The organism is Kurthia sp. YJT4 (genome assembly GCF_030219945.1).
In the GTDB taxonomy this organism is placed as follows: Bacteria; Bacillota; Bacilli; order Bacillales_A; family Planococcaceae; genus Kurthia; species Kurthia gibsonii.
The window spans coordinates 1,413,886-1,435,067 of record NZ_CP126689.1 but is presented as its reverse complement, the minus strand read 5'-3'; the positions used below and the strand labels follow the sequence as shown (position 1 = coordinate 1,435,067).

Here is a 21,182-nt window from a genome sequence, read left to right as displayed (position 1 = left end):
ATGTTCATATTATACATCAATGAAATTCATAGAAATCAATCGCAAAGTTGAGAATCACTAATGTATTGATTGCTAAGAAAAGTAAAGCCTGACGATTTAATTTTTTTGTTTCTAAAAATTCCATTGTAAAAACCTCCCTTGTTTTTGAATTGTTTTTATTATAAATGCTGAAAAATAAAAAGTAAAACATTTTGTCTATTTTGTGACAACTTTTTTTCAATCTTTTGTCTTCGTTCGTCTGCTCCCTTATAATGGTTAAAAAGGAGTGGATTAATTTTATGAAAAAAGCATTACTTGTTATTGATTACACACGTGACTTTGTCGCGACAGATGGCGCCTTAACGTGTGGTATTCCTGGTCAATTGATTGAACAACGTATTTCGAGCCTGATTCAAACTTTCCATACGCAAGGAGAATGTATTTTTTTCTTGAATGATTTACATCAAAAACAGGATCCACATCATCCAGAATCTTCTCTATTCCCACCACATAATATAGAAGGAACAGATGGACGACTCTTGTATGGCTCCATTCAAACAATTTACGAAAAAATAAAAAGTCAACCGAATGTTTTTTCGATTGATAAAACGCGTTATAGTGCTTTTGCAGGTACTCCACTTGCTCTTTTATTAAATGAAAGAGGTATTCGCGAACTAACGCTTGTTGGAGTTTGCACGGATATTTGCATTTTGCATACGGCAGTCGATGCTTATAATCTCGGCTACGATTGCACTATTTATACAGATGGTGTCGCAAGTTTTAATAAGACAGGACATGAATGGGCATTGCAACATTTTAAATCGAGTCTTGGTTTTACGATTAAAAACGATTAATTTTAAAATAAAAAATACAGAAGATGACATGAAAACTTATGTCGTCTCCTGTATTTATTTTAATTGATGATTTGTATTATTGTTGTGTGCATGATACCACTGTTGAATAATTTGGTCGTGCAGTTGTTTTGGTCTCTCTAAATAAAACCAATAAAATGCATATACTTTTTGAAGATTATGTCGTCCCATTCGTTGTTTCAATATTTTATAACATTGCTTTTTAGGGACAATGGTTGTTGTTTTCATACCGCCGACATTTGAAAATTGAACGGATTCAATTTCGTTCCAGTAAATACGATGACCATCACCATCCACTGTAATCCATTCATCATTATAATGAATTGGTTGCTTTTTCAATCGCTGATACCATAAAAACAATCCAAAATAAATAAACAACCCAGCTAACCCACATTCAATTAAGAAAAGGGGCATCTTTTCAAAAAACACATGAAATCCAACAATAAAAAAGAGTGCTATCATGAATAAACCAGCAGCTATACAGGCTATAATCGGTACCCATGAAATTCGATGCACGCTATGTTTGAAGCTCATACTTTCCATCTCTCTCCATATCTACTTTGTCGCAACAAAAAAAGGAACAACGAAATGTAGCTCCTTTTTTTGATTCTATACTTGTTGATTCTTAGAAGTCTAACGGTAGATGAACCGCTTTACGCGAATCCATCGTTGTTAAAAAGTTTACGATTGGGCGTAATTGTTGTTTTAATACATACCAACCGTCTTCATACATCTTTTGTGAAGCAGCTTCCATATCAATTTGACCTTCCATGTCAATTGTGAAATAACCACTAATCGTTGCTTCGATATGACGACGGAATTGTAAATCGATTAAATCAATTTGACCAATAATTTGTGCGCCTTCTAAGTCTTCTGAGAAACCCACTTTAACGTCTTTTACAAGATGATACTCATCATCATCGTCAACATCCACTTGTTTTGCTTCTAATAACTCAAGTAATTCTTTTTCTTCTAATAAATCGAATTTAATATTGAATATATCAAAGTCGTGAAATTCTACTATTCTCAAGAACCTTCACCCTTCCGCCTGTGATTAATCTTATTATACCAAAAAACACCGTTCTACTAAATAAAAACCATTAATGGCGAACTTTATTTTTTTGTAACATTGTCGCTAGTAGAAAAGCGATTACCGCAAAGACAGCTGCACCGATATAAACCACTTGTACACCGCTCGTAATAATATGAAGTAAGTCATTCATTTCAGCTTTTGTAAATAATTGATGATCGAACGAGCCATTCAATTGAATCTCACCTTTATCTAAATCGCGTAAAGGTTGGCTTGTCATGATGTTAAATAACACACCGAAAAAGGCTGCGCCAAGCGATTGACTAAAGGTATTCGTAAATGAATTTAAACCAATTGAAATGCCTACTTCATCTGGTTTTGCTGCTGCTTGAACCGTTAAAATAATGAGTGGCGCAATTAACCCCATTCCTGCACCGAGTACTGCTGTACTTATACCCACATATACGTACGATGAATCAGTTGTTAAAAAGGCTAACATTGTTGTACCTATGACAAGTAACAGTGTACCGGCTTGAATAATCACTTTATTTGGGAAACGTCCGACTAATGTACCAACTAATACAGAGCTAACTGTCCACATGACGGTAAGCGGCGCAATAAGTAAACCTGCTTGTGTAGCGCTATTGCCTAAAATGGATTGACCATAGATTGGAATGTAGACAGAAACACTAATGACAATCGACATCATCATAAATGTTAGCCCATTTACAGTCATTAAACGACGGTTTTTAAAAAGTGTTAATGGAATAATCGGTTCTTTTGCGCGTAACTCGACACGAATGAATAGGAATAGTCCAATCAGTGAAATAGCATAATACGCAATTTGTTCGTTTGAACCCCAAATACCTGTGTTACTTCCTTTAATAATGGATAGTAAGAAGGTGACAACAGTAATTGAAAAGATAACTGCTCCTAAGTAGTCAATATGGTGTTTCTTTTTATGCACTTTTTCATCATAGTAACGTGCAATTAAGAATAATGCACTTAAACCGAATGGTACATTTAATAGGAAGATATAGTGCCAAGATAGTTGATCAACTAAATAGCCACCTAATAATGGACCTATAACACCTGCGACACCCCAAATCATCGAAATATATCCTTGACCTTTTGCTCGTGCTTTTTCTGTTGGGAATAGTTCACCAACAATTGTTAATGTAATCGGAAGAATTGAACCTGCACCAATCCCTTGAATTGCTCGGAAAATAATGAGTTGTACCATCGATTGTGATACTCCTGCTAGTAAGGAACCTGTAACGAAGATACCAATCCCGATAATAATCATCTTTTTACGTCCAAAAATATCGGCTAATTTACCGAATAGAATCGTGGCAATGGCAGATGCTAATAAGTAAGCTGAATAAATCCAACTAATCAGCTCAACACCTGATAAATCTGCTGTGATACTCGGGATTGCAGTTGCAACAATCGTTCCTTCAATCGCTGCGAGTGCTGTAGCGAGTAATACTGCTAAAAATACTTTATTCATTTTTTAAATCCTTTCATGTTCCAGCTTATATACAAATATATATTATAGCACGATATTTTCTATTTTTAATACAAATTCCGTTCAAAAATCCCTATTTTTGTTAGGTTATCTATTTTATTTTTAATTTTTTCTTGAATACAATCGTACAGTTACGGTATCGTTAAGAAGATTATTTTATAAAAGGTGGTTTTATCCTATGTGGAACGAATTTAAACAGTTTGCCTTCAAAGGTAACGTAATCGATTTAGCAATCGGGGTTGTCATTGGGGGTGCTTTCGGTAAAATTGTTAGTTCGCTTGTAAACAATATTATTATGCCCTTACTCGCTAAGATTTTGGGTTCAGAAAAACAATTTGAAGACTTAACTGCTTTTGGCATTCAATACGGTGCATTTATACAAAGTGTATTTGACTTCTTTATTATCGCTGCTGCAATCTTCTTCTTTGTGCGTACGTTAAATAAACTACAATTTGCTAAAAAGAAGGAAGAAGAAGTCGAAGAAGCTCCAAAAGAAACAACAGATGATGTATTAAAGGAAATTCGCGACTTACTACGCGCACAAGCTGAAAAAGATAAGACTGAATAAAATAAACAGGCTAGAGTTTGACGTTTTTTATACGTAAACCCTAGCCTGTTTTTTTCTTCTATTATATATTGGAACTATTTCGCTAATGTTAAAAGCATTTCTCGAATTGTTTTACATGCGACTGCTGTTGAACCACCCGAAACGTCATATTGTGGTGATAACTCCACGACATCTGCTGCCACAATGTGATTGAGTGATTGGAATGATTGAATCGCTTCCATTAATTCACGATATGTCCAGCCACCCGGTTCTGGTGTACCTGTTCCAGGAAAGATACTTGGATCTAATACATCTAAATCAATTGTAATATAAACGGGTACATCACGTAACTTTTCAATTGTTTTTTGTAGTGTTGTAGCTGTGAAAGGTTCTAAATGTGTATGTTCTTTCGCCCAGTCAAACTCCTCTTTTGTACCAGAACGAATGCCAAATTGGAAGATTCGTCCATCACCTAAAAAATCATGACAGCGACGAATCACTGTCGCATGTGATAATTCTTCACCCAAAAATTCTTGGCGTAAATCTGTATGTGCATCCAAATGAATCACATGTAAATTCGGATATTTTTCATAGGCTGCTTGAATCGTTGGTAAACTAACTAAATGTTCGCCACCAACCATCATAAACTTTTTACCATCTGCTACTACTTGACGCGTATAGTCTAAAATCTCTTGCATCGCTTTTTCTGTATTACCAAATGGAAGTTCTACTTCACCACCATCAAATACACGCGTATCTTCTAAATCACGCTGTAAATAAGGAGAATATGTTTCTAAACCATATGAATCGGGACGAATCGCTTGCATCGCAAATCGTGTACCCGGACGGAAGCTGGTTGTACCATCAAAAGGAATACCGAATAACACGATATCGGCTTCATCGTATGCAGCTTCACATGCAATAAAAGTACTAATATTTTTATTCTTCACGTGCTAACTTCTCCTTCACAAATGTTGGCAGCATGAATGCTCCTACATGTAAATCTGTATTGTAATATTTTGTGTGTAAACCGAAATTTGACCATGCTTCTGCTTGTACATTTTGAATTGGATCGAATTTTTTTGAAGCGAATCCGAATAACCAATGTCCTGATGGATACGTTGGCATATGGAATTGATATACTTTCGCAATGTCAAAAATCTTCTTGATTTTCGTATGTGCTTTGCGCATATTTTCTGCGTATTCCGCAAAATATGGTGACTCATGTTGATTAATTAAAATCCCTTCTGCTGAAAGAACGCGGTGACATTCTTGGTAGAAAGCAGTTGTGAATAGCCCTTCCCCTACTGAAATCGGGTCTGTTGAGTCCACTAAAATTAAATCAAAAGATGCGTCAGGTGCGTTTTGAACATATGCTAAACCATCGTCAAAAATCATTTCCATACGTGAATCTTCTTCTACACCAGCTGCTGTAATCGGTAAATATTTTTGGCTTAGTCGGAAAACAAGCTCATCAATTTCTACCATTACGACTTTTTCAACTGATTTATAGCGTAGTACTTCACGTGCTGTACCGCCATCGCCTCCACCAATAATTAATACTTTTTTGATATTCGGATTTGTCGCAAAAGCGGGATGTGTAATCATATCGTGATAGACAAATTCGTCTTTTTCGTTGACCATCATTAAGCCATCAAGTGTAAAGAATGTACCAAATTCTTCGCCTTTATAAAAATCAATTTGTTGGAATGGAGAGGCTTCACTATGCAGCTTTTCTTCGTAAGCGATTGAAAATTGGCAATCTTCGCTCCATTGTTCTGTATAGTACTTCTTCATTATACTGTCGCCTCCACATACTGCTCTTGTTTCACTGTAATCTCTGCAATCTCTTGTTGGGCGAACTGACGAATTTTATCCGCCATACCACGTGGTACTTCGAATGATTCTGTCTTTTTCGCTTGCAGCTTTTGCTCTAAATATTCTGCTGCTTTCCAAGGGCTAACAGAGTCACCACATGTGTAAACATCCACTGATGCAAAACCATATTCTGGCCATGTATGGATTGTTAAGTGCGATTCTGCAATGATTACAGCACCTGATACACCATATGGATTAAAGTGGTGGAAACAAGATTCTACGATTGTAGCGCCTGAGTAGTCGGCTGCTTCATTCATAAATTGCTCAATTAATTTGTTTTGCTCGATAATTTCTGATGGACAACCATAAAATTCGATTAATACATGTCTACCTAATGTTGATAATTCAATACTCATTGATCCTCATCCTTTACGACCGTTATTTTTTCCGGAAATTCATTTTCTGACAGAATATTGCCAATTTTCCGATTATAATAGTTATATAATGTCACGACTTTTTGTGTAATTTTTTCTCCTGGAATAATTAAAGGGATACCTGGTGGATAAATCATAATCGTCTCTGCACTCGTGCGACCAATTGATTGCTCAATTGGTATAATTTCCTGTGCTGCATAATTTGCCTGTTGCGGTGTCATAATGATGGGATTAATCTCATCATTCACAACCATTTCGAGTTGAAGCGACTGCGTTTTTGCATAGCGCATCTCCAAATCTTGTAAGGCATAAACTAGGCGATTAAGCGACTCCGCCGTATCAGCGTACGTGATGACGAACATCACGACATATCCTTCTGCTAATTCCGCTTGAATACCATATTCTTTTTTCAGTAGGCTATACACTTCAAAACCTGTTAATCCTAAATCATTTACACGAACAACTAATTTCGTCCAATCATATGCTTGTCCAAACTGCTTGTGCATATAAGACTCCTTTAAAACTTCATAATGAGTCATAGCATCAATTCGTTGGATTGCTGTCATGAAGAGTGGCTTCAATTTTTCAAGCTGCTCCGCTCCGTAAAGCGCAAAATCACGTCTTGCTACATCAAGTGAGCTCATTAATAAATAACTTGCACTTGTTGTTTGTAGCATATTCAATACTTTTTGCACATTTCCCTGTGAAAGGCGTGTTGTATTTTGTAATAAAATTGAACTTTGTGTCAAACTCCCACCTGTTTTATGCATGCTAATTGTGGCTAAATCTGCACCAGCTTGCATCGCATCAACTTGTTGAATTGCTGAAAGATGCGCCCCGTGTGCACTGTCAACAAGAACGAGCATGCCTCTTTCATGCGCCCATGTGCAAATTGCTTCGAGTTCATTCATCGCACCGAAATATGTTGGATACGTAATCAGTAAGACTTTTGCTTCTGGATGTTCATCCAGCGCTTTTTTTACTTGTTCCAATGTAATATTATGTGCGATACCAAAATGTTGATCGACAGTTGGCTGTATAAAGACGGGCATTGCCCCGCTTAGCATAATGCCATTCATCACAGATTTATGGCAATTACGCGGTACAAGTATCGCATCATTCGGTTTACAAGTAGCTAAAATCATCGCTAAAATCCCGACAGTTGTGCCATTTACTAAAAAGTATGCTGCATCTGCATGAAAAGCTTCAGCTGCTAGTTGTTGCGCCTCTTTAATCACTGAGACAGGATGGCTTAATAAATCGAGTTCTTGCATCGAGTTTGCATCCATCTTCAGTGTCATCTCACCTAATGTCGCTGTCATCGGGTGTAATACACCTCGTTTATGACCTGGCACATCAAATGGCGTGACATCACTTTTCGCATAATTGACAAGCGCATCATACAGTGGTGTTTGGGCTTGAGCCTGTGCGAAACGTGTTTGTTCCGCACTTGCTACAATGACCATTATTGCTCCGCAGCAACTGCTAAAAGTTGCTGTAAGGCATCAACTTTATTTAATCGCTCCCATGGTAAATCAAGTTCTTGACGACCAAAATGTCCATAAGCTGCAACTTGATTGTATTGTGGTTTGCGTAAATCAAGCATGTCGATAATGCCATTCGGTGTTAAGTCGAATGTTTGACGAATCGCGTGAATGATCTCTTGTTGTGCTACACGTTCTGTTCCAAATGTCTCGACTGCAATACTGATCGGTTCACTTACACCAATTGCATACGATAACTGAATTTCACAGCGTTCTGCTAATTCAGCTGCTACGATATTTTTAGCGACATAACGTGCTGCATATGCTGCTGAGCGGTCTACTTTTGTACAGTCTTTTCCTGAAAAAGCACCGCCACCGTGACGCGCTGCACCGCCATATGTATCGACGATAATTTTACGACCTGTCAGTCCAGCATCTCCATGTGGTCCACCTACAACAAAGCGACCTGTTGGATTAATTAAAATACGGAAGTTCATGTTCATATTGAATTTTGCTGCTACACAACCAATGATTTGCTCTTTAACATAGTTTTTAAACGCTTGTTCATCATATTCTTCGTCGTGTTGAATTGACATTAATACGGTATCCACTTGAGGATGCTCGCGGTTTGAATAATCAATTGTTACTTGTGACTTCATATCAGGACGAGCCCATTTGAAGTCGCCATTTTTACGTAACATCGAAGCACGTTTTACTAATTCATGTGCCATTTCAATGGCAAGTGGCATATAGTTCTCTGTTTCAGAAGTCGCATAACCAAACATAATACCTTGGTCTCCTGCTCCAACATCTTGTGTATCGCTTGAGGCATCTACGCCCATCGCAATATCAGGTGATTGTGTGTGCACTAGCACTTGAACATCACATGTATGTCCATCAATGCCCCATGCATCATCTGTGTAACCAATGTTCACCAATGTATCACGCGCAATTTTTTCATAATCAAGTACAGCTGTTGTCGTAATTTCTCCGCCAACAATGACCGTATTCGTCGTAGTGAAAACTTCACATGCTACACGTGCAAACGGATCCTCTCTTAGTGCTGCATCAAGTACAGCGTCTGAAATTTGATCGGCAATCTTGTCTGGATGTCCCTCTGAAACGGACTCTGATGTAAATAATACTTTTTCCAATTTCTTGTTAATTCTCCTAACTTTTGCAAATTTAGGCACAAAAAAAGCTCACCCAATGTTAAGGAAAGCTTCGAAAAGTATCATCTGCTGTTCCTCTTATTGTTCACAAATGTCCATTTGTGCTCAGGTTCGGCCCACAGGATTTTACCCTGCATGAATAAAATTGTTTGGCCACCGTATCTTTGACCCCTCGTCTCAACGGTTATTAATAAGAGCTATATTCTTTATGCTGAGTTCAATACTAAAAGAATTATTTTTACAAGTCAATAAAAAATCCAAAAAGTTTTTTGATATGCTTTTTCGCATGTATGCATTCCTTTCGTCCATCATATGTATAAATATTCATTTTAAACATTTTTTATACAACTCTATCTTTTTTATATTTATATTAGAAAAAACACTGTATTTTTTTCACTTTTTTTGTATCTTTTTTACTCGTTTTCTGATGTCTTTCACATGAAAAAACAGCGCATTTTTCATCGAACATTTAAAAAGTTCTAAAATTCAGAATATAATTTCACTTCTTTTTTCGATCTTATATGTCGTTTTTTTACTACAAACAGAGTAATTTAATTCAATAAAAAAAGAGACTGGCAATCATGCCAATCTCTAAATTGAAAAATCAAATTCAATTTTTTCTTGTGTTAATTTTAGTCGTGCTGAAAAACTCGAACCTTTTTTTGATTTAAAACCTTTAATTGGTTTCGTTAATCCTTTTTCACACAAATCACGTACTTGGCTTGCTGTAATCTTTTTACTCGCAATACGTTTAGAAATCGTAAATTTACAACCTTCTTGATAGCGCGAACAACCATAAAAGCTTTTTTTCTCTAATAACTCTCCTTGATGACAAGACGGACACTTCGCAATCGGACCTTTCACTGCTGGTTCTGCTAGTTCTGCGGCAGCTGTAATATCTGTTGTTTGAACGATTTGCGGTGCTGTCTCAATTAAGTGACGCAAAAACTTTTCAATATTTTGCAGGAAAGCTTGTTGTGTGCCTGTGCCTGCAGATATTTTTCTTAAATAACTTTCCCACTTCGCTGTCATAATTGGACTAGCCAATAGTGATCCTGCAATCGCTTGGCATAATACCTTTCCTTTTTCAGTAATGGAAACGATATTTTTTTGCACATCAATATATCCATGACGCTTAATTGTTTCGATAATACTTGCGCGCGTCGCTTCTGTACCAATTCCTTCAACTTCCTTCAAAATATCGCTCTCTGCATCGTCTTCAATGAGCTTTCCACATGTTTTCATCATCTGTACAAGTTGTCCTTCTGTAAAAGGTTTAGGCGGTTGCGTCGTACCTTGATGAATTTGCACCATCGCATCTACATCTTCTCCCTTTTCAACAAGCGGTAGTGGAGGTGCTTCTTTTTTTTGTTCTTTTGGTGCAGGCCATAACTCTTGGAAACCGCGATCTAATTCCACTTTTCCAACTGTTTTGAATAACAGTCCTTGAACATCTGTCACAATTTTTGTTTCTTCGTACATATAGTCTCGGTGGAACATTGCTAGCGCTGAACGTACGATTTCCGCATAAATATTTTTTTCCATGAGCGAAAGACCTGCTAGTTTATCGGCAGATGGAATCGATTTTGTTGGGATAATCGCATAGTGTTCTTCCACTTTTGAGCCGTCTACATATCTTTTTGAAGCAGATAAGCGCGCTGGTTCAAATGGTTTTTTCATCATTTCTTGGTACTGTGGTAGTTTCTTTTTTAAGTAAGCAAACTCAGCGTCCGTAATAAACTGACAATCACTTCTTGGGTATGAAATGAGCTTTTTCTCATATAGAGATTGTGCTACTTCCAATACTTTTGCAGGGCTATACTTCCATATACGATTCGCTTTTTGCTGCAATGTTGAGAGTGAATGTAGCTTTGGAGGTAATACCTTTTTCGGCTTTTTTTCAACACTTTGAATTGTCGCAGGGAGACGTTTTTTCTCTTGAATATGCGCTTTTTCTAATGCAGCTAAAGCTTCTTCATATTTCTTCGACTTAAAATCTGCCTTCCCCGTATAAGAACCCATGCGCGAATGAAATTCACCTTTTAATTCATAAAAATTTTCTGGTTGAAACTGCTCAATTTCAACATGACGTTCGTAAATCATGTAGACTGTTGGGGATTGTACACGACCAACTGAAATCGTCTCATTCAAACCTTTTTCTTTTAACAGCATTGTATATAGACGACTTGCATTCATCCCGACAAGCCAGTCACTAATTTGACGCGTCTGTGCTTCGATATACATTTGATAATCTTGCTGATTGTCACGCAATGTTTGAAACCCTTTTCGAATTTCTTCGACTTCAAGTGAATTAATCCAAAGTCTTTGAATTGGTTTTGACTTCACTTTGGTTTGTTTTAAAATTGAATAGAAAATATTCGATCCTTCTCTGTCCACATCACAAGCATTAATTAACATACTTGCCTCTTTAAATAACGCCTTCACTGCTTGGAATTGATCCCACTTCCCCTTCGCTACTTTGAACTCGTAGTTTTCAGGAATCATCGGTAATACTTTTAAACTCCAACGCTTCCATTCTGCATGGTATTCAGCAGGCTGCTTCAGTTCGACAAGATGCCCAACACCCCATGTAATCGTCGCACCATTTGGAAACGTCTCACATGGTTGTAATTCAATAAAATGTTTCGTCTTTCTTGCCACCGGAAAAGCCTCCGCATACGCTTTCGCTTGCGATGGTTTTTCAGCAAGAATTAATACGTATCCCAATTTTAGGTCAATCTCCTTTTCTACACGTTTTCATTGGTATAAGTCTTGTTCGACTTTTTCATAAAGTCGAACAAGACTTATGGTTTTTAATAATCATAATCATCTTCCTCCAAAACATCACTTTTGGGTTGGAACTTAACGACATTATTTGTCTGATCGTCTATAGTAAAATTACCTATCTCTAAACGTTTGCTGAACTCGTCAATGTATGCAGCAGGATTTCCGAAAGTTTCAGACAATGCATAATTCACTATATCTGATTTCGTACTACCCCTTTTCATTACTTTATTTAATTCTTTTTCAGATCCTATAATATTGTAGAATAGCCCGTCCAATAAAGACTGTTGATTGCTGTTTTTTTGTTCTAATATTTGAATTCGTTCATCCTTTTTTACAATCTGTTCTGATAGGCTTCGGGAATTACTTTGAAGCTTATTAATTTTATTGACAAGCCTATCTAACAAATCATTATAAGGAAGGAGATATTTAATTAACGATTCTTTATCTCCATAATTCTTTTCTATCACATCAAGGATGTCAAAAACGTCTAAGTCCTCTGTTTCGGATAAGGGTATGGTTCTTTTTTTTACTAAATTGTATTCGTCTACTAAATGTTTTCCTTTTGTTTTCCACCACGTATATCCAGGATAAAAATCAACTTGGCCATTATCATACTGCGATTTAACGAAATCATAGATGTCTTTATATGTGATTTTAGATTTGATATTATGGTTTTCATCATATTCAACAATCAGTTTCCTCAATGAAGTCTCTTTTTCTATATCATCCAAAATGCCTTTAGTACCGATTTTATTCATTATCTGAAACCCCTAACATAGACCGTAATTTTGCAATCCGTTTAATATCTAATTGAATTTCCTTTGACGTTGAAGATAAGTCTCGTTTTGTATTATTATTGACGTTTTCTGTGTTATCGAATTGCAGATCAAATAGCGACTGTATAAACTTGATTTTCCCTCTTGTTTCTTCATAAAGTAAATTCAAGTCAAAAGCAATTTGATTTCTTTTTTCTTCTAGTTCTTGATTGGAAATAGACCAATGTTTACAAAAATAACAACCTCTATGTTTCCAATTGAAACTAGGACAGGGCATAGTTTTGTCCATACAAGAGCCTAAATCTAATTTTAAATATTCCTTTTCCTCCACATTCTTGTTTATGTAATTTTTTTTGCTTTGATTCTCAAAAATATCTTGGGATTTTGGATGTAAAAGTGAAATTTCATTGTCATTAAAAGTTGAATTTATTGGTCTATACTGATTGAATTCCTTCTCCATTTTCTGTATTTCAATGTCCATCCAGTTTTCCATATGATTGAAATAGCTATATTGTATATCCTCTGTAATATGTCCTGCCAATCGCTGAATCTCAACCTTGTCATATCCCTGCATCATCATATTAATAATTGCGATGTGTCTTAAATCGCCAAGGTTAATCATTGTATCTATACTACCGATTGCTGAATCAGATATAAATGCCTCTTTTGATCTTGTTGAGTAATTTCTCCGGTAATGCTTATTTATAGAAATAATATTGATTTTATATTTCTCGTGTACTATTTCTTTGAAAAAACTTGCTATTGTATTATTGAAATTATGATAGTTAAACAAAGAATTATCATCATATGTTTTTTTATCATCGCTGAAATAATGACGATAAACCTTATGTGAAATTAAATAATTCGATAGTCCATACTGTTCCGAGCGTATTAAATAGTTTTGAAAAAGGTCGTACAATTCTTGAGGGATAGGTAACGTGTCGTATTCAATGTCTGTTCGATGTGTACTAATTCGATCGTACTTCATTCTTGGAAAGGTGATGAAATAATTTCCATCCTTTAATGAAAAACAATTTCTTTTAATGTGACAAAACTCAATTACCCTCATAGGGATAATAGTTGTTAGATTCCACCATAAAACAAGAGGAAAATATTTAAGTAATTTTTCACTATCGTTTTTTACCGCTTCTTCGTACCAACTGTCTAGACATTGTTTTATGGTTAAAATATCTTTGAAAGACGGCAACTTTCTGTAGTTTTTTTCCAATTTGATTTTCGCTTTATGTTCGTTTAAATCATTTATGAAATATACAAATTCATCTCGATTATAAAATTCTAAAAAATTGACAAGATCCGATATAAATCTATACATAACATTGTTAGACACTTTTTTGACGTTATATTGATTTTTTGAACCTCTACGGATAAGATTGCTTTCCTGAATCATTTCCAATAATTCACTATGTTCCCTAAGACCCTTTGTAGATAGAAAAGCAGTAACAAGGTTTAAAAGCCTAGCCTTTGTAACCGTTATAGAGCTTTCATTAAGTTTTTTGGCCATCCAACATTTCACTGCGATAAATAATTCCTCTTTATTTTCAGTTGTACCAAATTTTAAAGAGTGGGAAATCATCGTGTAATCAAAAACCACGTTACTTCGCGTGAACTCTTCATTAAAAATCCATTTACTATCTTCAAAATTTACACTAACTTTTTTAACTCTATAATCATGAAAGCTTTCTAAAGACTTCTTTGCCTCTTCTACATTCTTGCTAATATCAAACCCAGCACCTCTTATATCCCCTGGATTAATACTGCTGAAATCAAGCATTAATGATCCTACATTCCTTTTGCTTGCCACACACGTCACCCCCCTAGTATTCCTGAAGTTCTAAAACTCTTTAGTCCTTTTGTTGATAAATCTAGACCTAAGTTCTTTATTCGCTCGGTATTTCCTTCTACAAATCCATCTACAACCTCTCTGCCAAATCTACTTCTTGCTTGATCAACAACGTTATGCAGTAGAAAAAACTGGTTTGCAAGCTTCTGTTTTTCTCCGATGGTTGCACTATCAAACTCTTTTGCTATTTTTTCCATCATAAAGATATAATTGTCCATTATATTTTCTAGCGCATACACATTAATCATTGATGCTGCACAAGTATCACACGATGGTCTTTCACCGTATTCATTCTCATATTTACATTCAGCATAGATACATTGATGGTATCTCTGTTTTGAAGGAAGCGATCCTGTTAGGGATTGGTAAAAAAGGGCACGAAGTCCTTCCATATCAAACTCTGCGAGGTATTTTAATACATGCTCCCTTTCTGTTGTGATTCTGTTAATTAATCCTGCGGTCGCTTCAATTTTAAAAACATCACCGAATTGCTTATTTACCTCTAACATTCTTTCCGTTTCGATACTTTTGTTTGTTTCAGTGCCAAAAAGTATATTCGTTAAGGTTTGTGTTACAAATCCAAATTGATTTCTTTCAAACAATTCATCCACAAGATTCTTCACTTGTTCGTTAGATAGCTTAATATAATGGTTAATGGTTGTTTGATCTTGCAAGTGGCTTCTTGATACTTGTGATTCTTTTAACCCTTTCCCCATATGTCTAAGCACTGACCAGATTAGAGTGTTAAGAGTTCTATTCATCTTTCTGTTTTCAAATTTAAATCCATTAGTAAACTCTGAAAAGAAATCTTTATGTGGATTATATTTTTTCACTAAATGACCTGATAAATCTATTAAGGTAGAACTACTATCCAATGTTGCTCTTCTACGAAACTCACAAATACTTATCGCAGTTGCAAAAGCAACTTTGAGTGGCTCACCAATAGTAAATATTCCTTCAGCACTTACATCTGTTTTATTTATTTTTGTTACATACCTGCTAATTTGATAAATGATATTGTTTGCATCCTCCACCGAAGGATCATTTCTCTTTAACCACTCCAAGTTTTCAATTGAGGTAGTTGATAGATCAATTCTTGGAATTTGTGATAGTACGGTACTATGTCTCCAATTATTTGTTAATTGAACTAGAATATATAACCAGCAACTGTCGTATCGTTTATACTTTGTATAATTCATGCTTTGGATTAACTCAGTAACATCTTGTATTGCTTTCTCTTTATGAAATCCTACACGATTGGTATATTTGTATAGCTCATGATATTCCTCTAAAGAATAAATATCCGTGGCTACTTCCTTAATTCTTTTAAAGGTTCTTGGGTCATTTAATTCATCTACGCTATACGGTAAAGGTAATCCTTCCATAGTAAAAGTTTCAAGCATTTGTTTTAAGAAATAATAGAAATCCCCTTGATAACTTCTTCTAATATTAGGTGTATCGTTAAGAAATTTACTATTGATTTCTTTTCCAGAATAGGAGTATATTTCTTTATTAAAAGTAGTGAATATTATTTCCGTACATCTGGCAAATTGATTAGTTAGAAATGTAATTCTATTCTTATCAGACATCCTAGTCCTAAGAAGGTATTTTTCAACATACTGATACCATAATAATTTTGTGTTTTGCTGAGTTTTTGTAAATTTAATATTTAACACTTGCTCAACTTTGAAAAGAAAATCTTCAAAAGGATCTTCTATCGACATAGAATTCATATCCAAATAAAGCTTATAATCCGCCCATAGATTATCAATTTCGTTTTTTTCATAGAGTTTCATTTGAACACCAAAGTGTGAGATTAATAGCAGTGGGGGATCAACTTTTGTTACCTTTATTCGAACCTTATCTTCTCCGCCTTTTATATATTGCGCAAAAGCATTACTATATTTCGCTTGAATTTGCTTCGCTGTGTAATAATTGTTGCTATATTTTTCAATAAGCCTTGCTTGTTCAGAAAACAATTCGAATACGTGCTCTTTTTCAAAAAGCATTCTGTCTCCATATTTATCTGACACGAATAACAACTTTTCTTTAATTAACCTTTGAGTAGTCGCATAAGAACAATTTAATTTTTTCATAACCTCATCAAGTGACAAATAGTTGTGTTGATTTTTATATTTTTCGAAAGTATGAGTTCTCCACCCCCATTGTCCCTTGCCTGCCACTGTGTTTATTATCTCAGTTAGTTCTTGTGCTATTTCTATTGAAACAAAAACATCTAAATTTCCACCAAGTATAATTTCAGTTGGGTTTAGTTTTTTATAATATTTGTGAATTGTAGCGTCGCTAACAACTTTTTTTAGTTTTGCCTTGAGAGATGCCTTTGGTACATAATTTCTAAAAAAACGTTTTACATCTTCTTTCAAATATAAGTTTTTAATATTTTTATCATATTTTTCAACGTAATATTTTTCTCTGAATTCGACCTTTGAAATCTTACATTCAGCTGGTAATTTTGATATGGATTCTTCTAATTTGTAAATAAAATAGTAATTATTGGGCTTCTTATTAAACTTCTCTTCGGCTATCTCGTAGATTGTCATGTAATCGTTAAAGTTAATTTCTAAGTCCTGACCCAAATTCTTGAACCTCCTTCCACATTTTATTATTTATTGGCATATTTAAGTTTGCTATATTACTAGATTGATCTGGAGAGAGTAAGCCTAAAGCCTTTCGAATATTATAAGTGGCAGTTATAATATCAAAATATGACTCCATTGATTGAGTAGATCTATCACCTCGTAATACGGCCGTCTGTTTTTCATTAAATCCAGCATCTAAACACATGTTTGTAAATACTCCTCTCCCTATATGAGAGCGCCACTTTGTTTGAGAGAAGTCTAAATAATCCTGATATCTACCTTCTGTACCTAATAACATCCCTAAATAAGCATTCTTTAATTTTAAAAAGCGCTTATCATACGTGTCGGCAGACATTGAATTTCCTTCCGTATTATAAAACAATGCATTAGGCTGTTTAGGTCCTTTCACCTTTTTAAGTACCACTTCCATATGATTTTTATATAGATAATTTAAAATTGGATCAATAAGACATGATTGGTCTCTTGGATTTTTCACCTGCATTGTTGAAACATCCTCAAACCTATTAAATAAATCAAGTTGACGATCCCTGACAAGTATCACTAATCCTTCAACACCATAATCTTGCCCATTTTGCGACTTTAAAGCTGTTCTAGTCAGGTTTACGACTTCACCTTTACGTAACCCTCCAAAAATTTGTAAAGCCACTCCAAATGCTATATCAGGTACTTCATGCTTTGCTACGTAAAGTATCTCTCGAATATATTGCAAACGAATAAAGATTCTGTTCTCGTTAGATTCATGATTTTGAGGAACTAAATCTTTTCTTTTAATCTTCTCACGTAAAAGAGTTTCATCTGTCTTCTTGTAGGTAAAGTCTATTTTATAGACTTTTCTGATTTCTTTTCCTGTTCTTACTGAAACTAACTTGAATCTGGGCTTATGCTTTAATACTTTTTCATCCCATAAGTACTTATAAAACTTGGATAAAAAGTTCTCTTTCATTTCTAAAGTGCTATTCTTATTTGATTTTTCATCTACACAATATTGTAAATAAGCATTAGCATGACACTCTTGTAAGTCAACCAATCCTTTGATTGCAGTATAATTTAACGCTTCTTGATTCACTTTATCTAATACAAAGTTCAAGAAGGGAACAATAATTTGCGCCACAGTTAATTCAGTATTTACTGAACCCGAGTTTCTATGGTATTTCTTATACAAAAAATGGCTTATGGGATGAGGGAAAACTTCTTTTGTTTCTCTATCCTCTAGACCAATAATAAATGAAGGTGTACTTACAATTTCTCCACCTTGTTTTCTATTGTATTTTATCGCCTTCCAGACGAATCGATATTTTGCATTATACATTTTATCCCCTCCTCCAAACCTTTAAACCGAACGTTTATTCTTGTTTTTAGTTTGGACGATTTCTGTTTAAAAGTCAATCAAATTCGGGTTTAAAATAATATTTATTCAAAGAGAACTCACTTTTTAATTTAAACACAAAGAACCTGTTTTAAAAAAGGCTAATTTAAAACAGGTTCTCTCTTCACCAAATGCTATAGGATTTTTATAAAGCGATTAATCATTTCTTCCGCCTAAGATTAGATAATGATTAATTCTAACATCTAATTGAACTAATGCACCCTTTAGTTAAAGAGTAATCCTTCACAATCTCTCTTACTGCTATACAAGCGATTTTTACTTATGTGGAAACCGAATTATGTGGGAACGTGTCAACGAAGGCATCAACCATCTACGAACTTATCACTCCCAATGCTTCCTTTGCCATATGTTCATATTCCTCGATGCCTGACACTAATGCAAACTCAGCAATTGAAACTGGGTATGCTGCGTCAAGTTCAATAATATGCTCTTTCATCTTAGGCCAGTAATACCCACCAGCTTCTTTATAAGCAAGAATTAGGGCATCTAACCCTTCTTCACCAAAAGCTTTAAAGTTGAAAATAAAGTCATTCGAAATGTCTGTAACTTTAGCTTCAGTCCAGTCGATTAATCCGGTCACATTAGCATCTTTATCAATCATGGTATGTCCGGCATGTATATCTCCATGAATCAGACCAGTTTTCTTAGGCCACATATCGTCATCATTCACCCATGTTTGCCATCTGTTCCATAGATTCTCACCTACACCAAACTTTGCTCTTACCGCATCCATACGCTGCTTCATTGACATTCTTGCTTCTTCTGGTGTGTGTACTACTAAGTCAAGTTCCACGGCTTTATCACTCGGTATGCTATGAATCTCTGCTAACACTCTTCCAAGAGACTTGTGAAAAGATTCTGGAACATTGTTAATATCTATTTCCCAAACATAGTTCCCTATATTATGATCTATAGTTCCTGCTGGTACGCCATCTAGCTTCTTGTAAGCTATTAGCTCATCTGAGTAAATAATCCAATTTGGCGCCTGAAAAGATTTTCCATACTTATTAACCAAATCTAATGCTTGTTTTTCTACCTTTGTTCTAGGCATAACATCTTCCCGCCTAGGCAATCTAAGAACCCACTCCGTACCACTTTCATCTTGGGCAAATACAACTTGAAAATCCAGTCCGGATTCATTAAACTGTATTGTTTCTTCCTTTAAAATTAGATTATGTTTTTTAGCTATTTCCATAACTTGTTTCATTTCTTTACCCATTCAAATCACTCCTATCTAATTTTTAAAAATTTCGGTAATAAATTTGCTGCATGCTTTGATATAGAATTAATAATTTCATCCCAATCATTATAGTTAAGCTCATGTCCAGAACCATCTAAGGTAACTAATACAGCATTTGGTATAATCTTAGAGAGATGAACTCCATGCTCGTATGGAATAATAGGGTCTTCTATTCCGTGAATTACCAATGTAGGAGCGTTTATTTCAGCAGTTCTTGATAAATATGAACCCCATCCCCTTATAATTCCGTGATTATCCCTACTCTGTAAATTACTAGCCCTATCAAATTCTTCTTCATTCAGTCTTCTTATTTTTTCTTCATCAAATATATGTTTAGAGCCTATAAGAACTTTGCTTTTTTTAATAAAGCACTCTATCACTTCATCTTTGTTTTGCCAATTTTTGATTTTAAGCTCACCTAAAGCTTCTGTTACTTTACTATCCTTTTTAGGAAGGCTAGGGTCAAAATTTGATGTCATAACCAATGAAATAGTAAGCACCCTGCTTGGGTGTTTAAGAGCTACTATCTGCGTAATAATCCCTCCCATAGACATACCGACTATATGAGCCTTATCAACCTTATACGCATCTAGTACCTGAATTGCATCATCAGCCAAGTCCTCAAAAGTATACTCTGGATGGCCATACTCGTAAGTAATTGATTTACCTACATCCCTATTGTCATAGCGTATAACATGAAACCCTTGATCGCTTAATCTCTTACAAAACTCTTCCTCCCACCAAATCATTGATGTAGTAGCTCCCATAATTAACAAGATAGTTGGATTATTAATATCTCCAAAACTCTCAGTACAGATATGAACATCATTAAAACGAATTATTTTTTCTGTCATGAATTATCACCTTTTTTAGTACTTTCATCTGATTAATACTTACCTAGACCAAATAAGACCGAGTAATTCGATCAGCAACAGCTTCGAATAATAACTCCCTAATCATTTCATAATTGTATTCCAGTAAATCTCCCTTTTGTGAGCCTATTAATAAAGCTGCTCTTAAAACGCCAGCAATTACGCTTGGTTCTTCGTCGATAATCTCCTTAGAATCTTGACGTGACCTGATAAAGTCCATAAGAGGGGTGATACTTCTAAGATTCTCTGATCCAACATACTCTGGATTTAGCTTTCTTGATACAAGCTTGTACTCCTCGAGATCGTAAATCAGCCTTTGAGTTAAAATCTTATTTTCTAGCTCCAAAGCCATCTCATCTAAGTATATTTTTATAGCTGAACGTATATCCTCAGCAGCTAAAACCTTTGGCCAAACCTGATTTTCAATTTGCTCTCCCTCATGTGATAACAACTCCATATATAGCATTTCTTTTGATTGGAAAAATACATAAAAAGTACTCTTCGCAATGCCAACAGACGAAGTTATATCCTCAAGGGAAGTACTCTTAAAACCCTTTTCAACGAAAAAACGATATGCCACTTCAAATAATTCTTTTTTAATCCTTTCTTTTTCTAATTGTGTGAATTTAGCCATAGTCCTAAACCTTCTCTTATAAAAACATAAAAACAAGTTTTTCATTTGTTTTTATGTTAGCATAATGTGCATTAAGAAATCAAGGCATACTTAATTTGATTATTCTCATACAGTAAAGTAATGGAATAATATTTTCAGTA

Annotated in this window: 18 protein-coding genes; 2 read left to right on the top strand and 16 right to left on the bottom strand. The window is 35.1% G+C overall.

The window, feature by feature from the left end:
- The first annotated feature begins 278 nt into the window (after window positions 1-278).
- Complete coding sequence (locus QN089_RS06975; RefSeq protein WP_068453615.1) at window positions 279-833, top strand: cysteine hydrolase family protein; 555 nt, start codon at window positions 279-281, stop codon at window positions 831-833.
- A 54-nt stretch (window positions 834-887) separates the two neighbouring features.
- Here the strand turns inward: QN089_RS06975 and QN089_RS06970 are convergent, their stop codons facing one another.
- The 3 genes from QN089_RS06970 to QN089_RS06960 all read right to left on the bottom strand — a co-directional run bounded on the left by QN089_RS06970 (window position 888) and on the right by QN089_RS06960 (window position 3,391).
- Window positions 888-1,385, bottom strand: coding sequence for a hypothetical protein (locus tag QN089_RS06970; protein WP_087680637.1), 498 nt, complete (start codon window positions 1,383-1,385; stop codon window positions 888-890).
- A 91-nt stretch (window positions 1,386-1,476) separates the two neighbouring features.
- Window positions 1,477-1,881 (bottom strand): hypothetical protein, encoded by a 405-nt coding sequence (locus QN089_RS06965; RefSeq protein ID WP_068453618.1) that lies wholly within the window; start codon window positions 1,879-1,881, stop codon window positions 1,477-1,479.
- Between the two features lie 70 nt (window positions 1,882-1,951).
- Complete coding sequence (locus tag QN089_RS06960) at window positions 1,952-3,391, bottom strand: DHA2 family efflux MFS transporter permease subunit (protein ID WP_068453619.1); 1,440 nt, start codon at window positions 3,389-3,391, stop codon at window positions 1,952-1,954.
- A 196-nt stretch (window positions 3,392-3,587) separates the two neighbouring features.
- Between QN089_RS06960 and mscL the strand changes: the two genes are divergently transcribed.
- Window positions 3,588-3,977, top strand: coding sequence for a large conductance mechanosensitive channel protein MscL (gene mscL / locus QN089_RS06955; protein ID WP_068453620.1), 390 nt, complete (start codon window positions 3,588-3,590; stop codon window positions 3,975-3,977).
- Between the two features lie 74 nt (window positions 3,978-4,051).
- Here the strand turns inward: mscL and speB are convergent, their stop codons facing one another.
- The 13 genes from speB to QN089_RS06890 form a co-directional block, all read right to left on the bottom strand.
- Window positions 4,052-4,906 (bottom strand): agmatinase, encoded by an 855-nt coding sequence (gene speB, locus QN089_RS06950; protein ID WP_068453622.1) that lies wholly within the window; start codon window positions 4,904-4,906, stop codon window positions 4,052-4,054.
- Entirely contained in the window at window positions 4,896-5,753 is an 858-nt protein-coding gene (speE, locus tag QN089_RS06945) for a polyamine aminopropyltransferase (RefSeq protein ID WP_068453624.1), read from the bottom strand. The genes speB and speE overlap by 11 nt, the downstream gene beginning before the upstream one ends.
- Complete coding sequence (gene speD, locus QN089_RS06940; protein WP_121177416.1) at window positions 5,753-6,190, bottom strand: adenosylmethionine decarboxylase; 438 nt, start codon at window positions 6,188-6,190, stop codon at window positions 5,753-5,755. The genes speE and speD overlap by 1 nt, the downstream gene beginning before the upstream one ends.
- Window positions 6,187-7,674: an aminotransferase class I/II-fold pyridoxal phosphate-dependent enzyme gene (locus QN089_RS06935; protein WP_068453626.1), complete on the bottom strand. Its 1,488-nt coding sequence runs from the start codon at window positions 7,672-7,674 to the stop codon at window positions 6,187-6,189. Before QN089_RS06935 ends, speD begins: the two co-directional genes overlap by 4 nt.
- Complete coding sequence (metK, locus tag QN089_RS06930; RefSeq protein WP_231726941.1) at window positions 7,674-8,846, bottom strand: methionine adenosyltransferase; 1,173 nt, start codon at window positions 8,844-8,846, stop codon at window positions 7,674-7,676. The genes QN089_RS06935 and metK overlap by 1 nt, the downstream gene beginning before the upstream one ends.
- 609 nt (window positions 8,847-9,455) lie before the next feature.
- Window positions 9,456-11,591, bottom strand: coding sequence for a type IA DNA topoisomerase (locus tag QN089_RS06925; RefSeq protein ID WP_285216329.1), 2,136 nt, complete (start codon window positions 11,589-11,591; stop codon window positions 9,456-9,458).
- A gap of 86 nt (window positions 11,592-11,677) precedes the next feature.
- Complete coding sequence (locus QN089_RS06920) at window positions 11,678-12,409, bottom strand: hypothetical protein (protein WP_025785303.1); 732 nt, start codon at window positions 12,407-12,409, stop codon at window positions 11,678-11,680.
- Window positions 12,402-14,249, bottom strand: a complete 1,848-nt coding sequence (locus tag QN089_RS06915) for a site-specific integrase (RefSeq protein ID WP_025785302.1) — start codon at window positions 14,247-14,249, stop codon at window positions 12,402-12,404. Before QN089_RS06915 ends, QN089_RS06920 begins: the two co-directional genes overlap by 8 nt.
- A gap of 5 nt (window positions 14,250-14,254) precedes the next feature.
- Complete coding sequence (locus QN089_RS06910; RefSeq protein ID WP_025785301.1) at window positions 14,255-16,885, bottom strand: helix-turn-helix domain-containing protein; 2,631 nt, start codon at window positions 16,883-16,885, stop codon at window positions 14,255-14,257.
- The gene (locus tag QN089_RS06905) at window positions 16,863-18,218 is read right to left on the bottom strand and encodes a hypothetical protein (protein ID WP_025785300.1); all 1,356 of its coding nucleotides are present in this window, start codon (window positions 18,216-18,218) and stop codon (window positions 16,863-16,865) included. Before QN089_RS06905 ends, QN089_RS06910 begins: the two co-directional genes overlap by 23 nt.
- A 388-nt stretch (window positions 18,219-18,606) precedes the next feature.
- Window positions 18,607-19,515 carry an Mph(B) family macrolide 2'-phosphotransferase gene (locus QN089_RS06900; protein ID WP_025785299.1) on the bottom strand — a complete coding sequence of 303 codons (909 nt, stop codon included), beginning with the start codon at window positions 19,513-19,515 and terminating at the stop codon, window positions 18,607-18,609.
- A gap of 11 nt (window positions 19,516-19,526) precedes the next feature.
- Window positions 19,527-20,390, bottom strand: coding sequence for an alpha/beta fold macrolide esterase (mle, locus tag QN089_RS06895; protein ID WP_025785298.1), 864 nt, complete (start codon window positions 20,388-20,390; stop codon window positions 19,527-19,529).
- 43 nt (window positions 20,391-20,433) lie between these two features.
- Window positions 20,434-21,042: a TetR/AcrR family transcriptional regulator gene (locus QN089_RS06890; RefSeq protein WP_025785297.1), complete on the bottom strand. Its 609-nt coding sequence runs from the start codon at window positions 21,040-21,042 to the stop codon at window positions 20,434-20,436.
- Between the last annotated feature and the right edge of the window lie 140 nt (window positions 21,043-21,182).

Excerpts from the sequence above, each read along its gene's own strand:
- QN089_RS06975 (WP_068453615.1), top strand. The coding sequence starts at position 279 with ATGAAAAAAGCATTACTTGTTATTGATTACACACGTGACTTTGTCGCG.
- speE (WP_068453624.1), bottom strand. The coding sequence starts at position 5,753 with ATGAAGAAGTACTATACAGAACAATGGAGCGAAGATTGCCAATTTTCA.
- QN089_RS06935 (WP_068453626.1), bottom strand. The coding sequence starts at position 7,674 with ATGGTCATTGTAGCAAGTGCGGAACAAACACGTTTCGCACAGGCTCAA.
- QN089_RS06960 (WP_068453619.1), bottom strand. The coding sequence starts at position 3,391 with ATGAATAAAGTATTTTTAGCAGTATTACTCGCTACAGCACTCGCAGCG.
- QN089_RS06890 (WP_025785297.1), bottom strand. The coding sequence starts at position 21,042 with ATGGCTAAATTCACACAATTAGAAAAAGAAAGGATTAAAAAAGAATTA.
- QN089_RS06905 (WP_025785300.1), bottom strand. The coding sequence starts at position 18,218 with ATGTATAATGCAAAATATCGATTCGTCTGGAAGGCGATAAAATACAAT.
- mscL (WP_068453620.1), top strand. The coding sequence starts at position 3,588 with ATGTGGAACGAATTTAAACAGTTTGCCTTCAAAGGTAACGTAATCGAT.
- QN089_RS06920 (WP_025785303.1), bottom strand. The coding sequence starts at position 12,409 with ATGAATAAAATCGGTACTAAAGGCATTTTGGATGATATAGAAAAAGAG.
- QN089_RS06900 (WP_025785299.1), bottom strand. The coding sequence starts at position 19,515 with ATGGGTAAAGAAATGAAACAAGTTATGGAAATAGCTAAAAAACATAAT.
- speD (WP_121177416.1), bottom strand. The coding sequence starts at position 6,190 with ATGAGTATTGAATTATCAACATTAGGTAGACATGTATTAATCGAATTT.
- mle (WP_025785298.1), bottom strand. The coding sequence starts at position 20,390 with ATGACAGAAAAAATAATTCGTTTTAATGATGTTCATATCTGTACTGAG.
- QN089_RS06970 (WP_087680637.1), bottom strand. The coding sequence starts at position 1,385 with ATGAGCTTCAAACATAGCGTGCATCGAATTTCATGGGTACCGATTATA.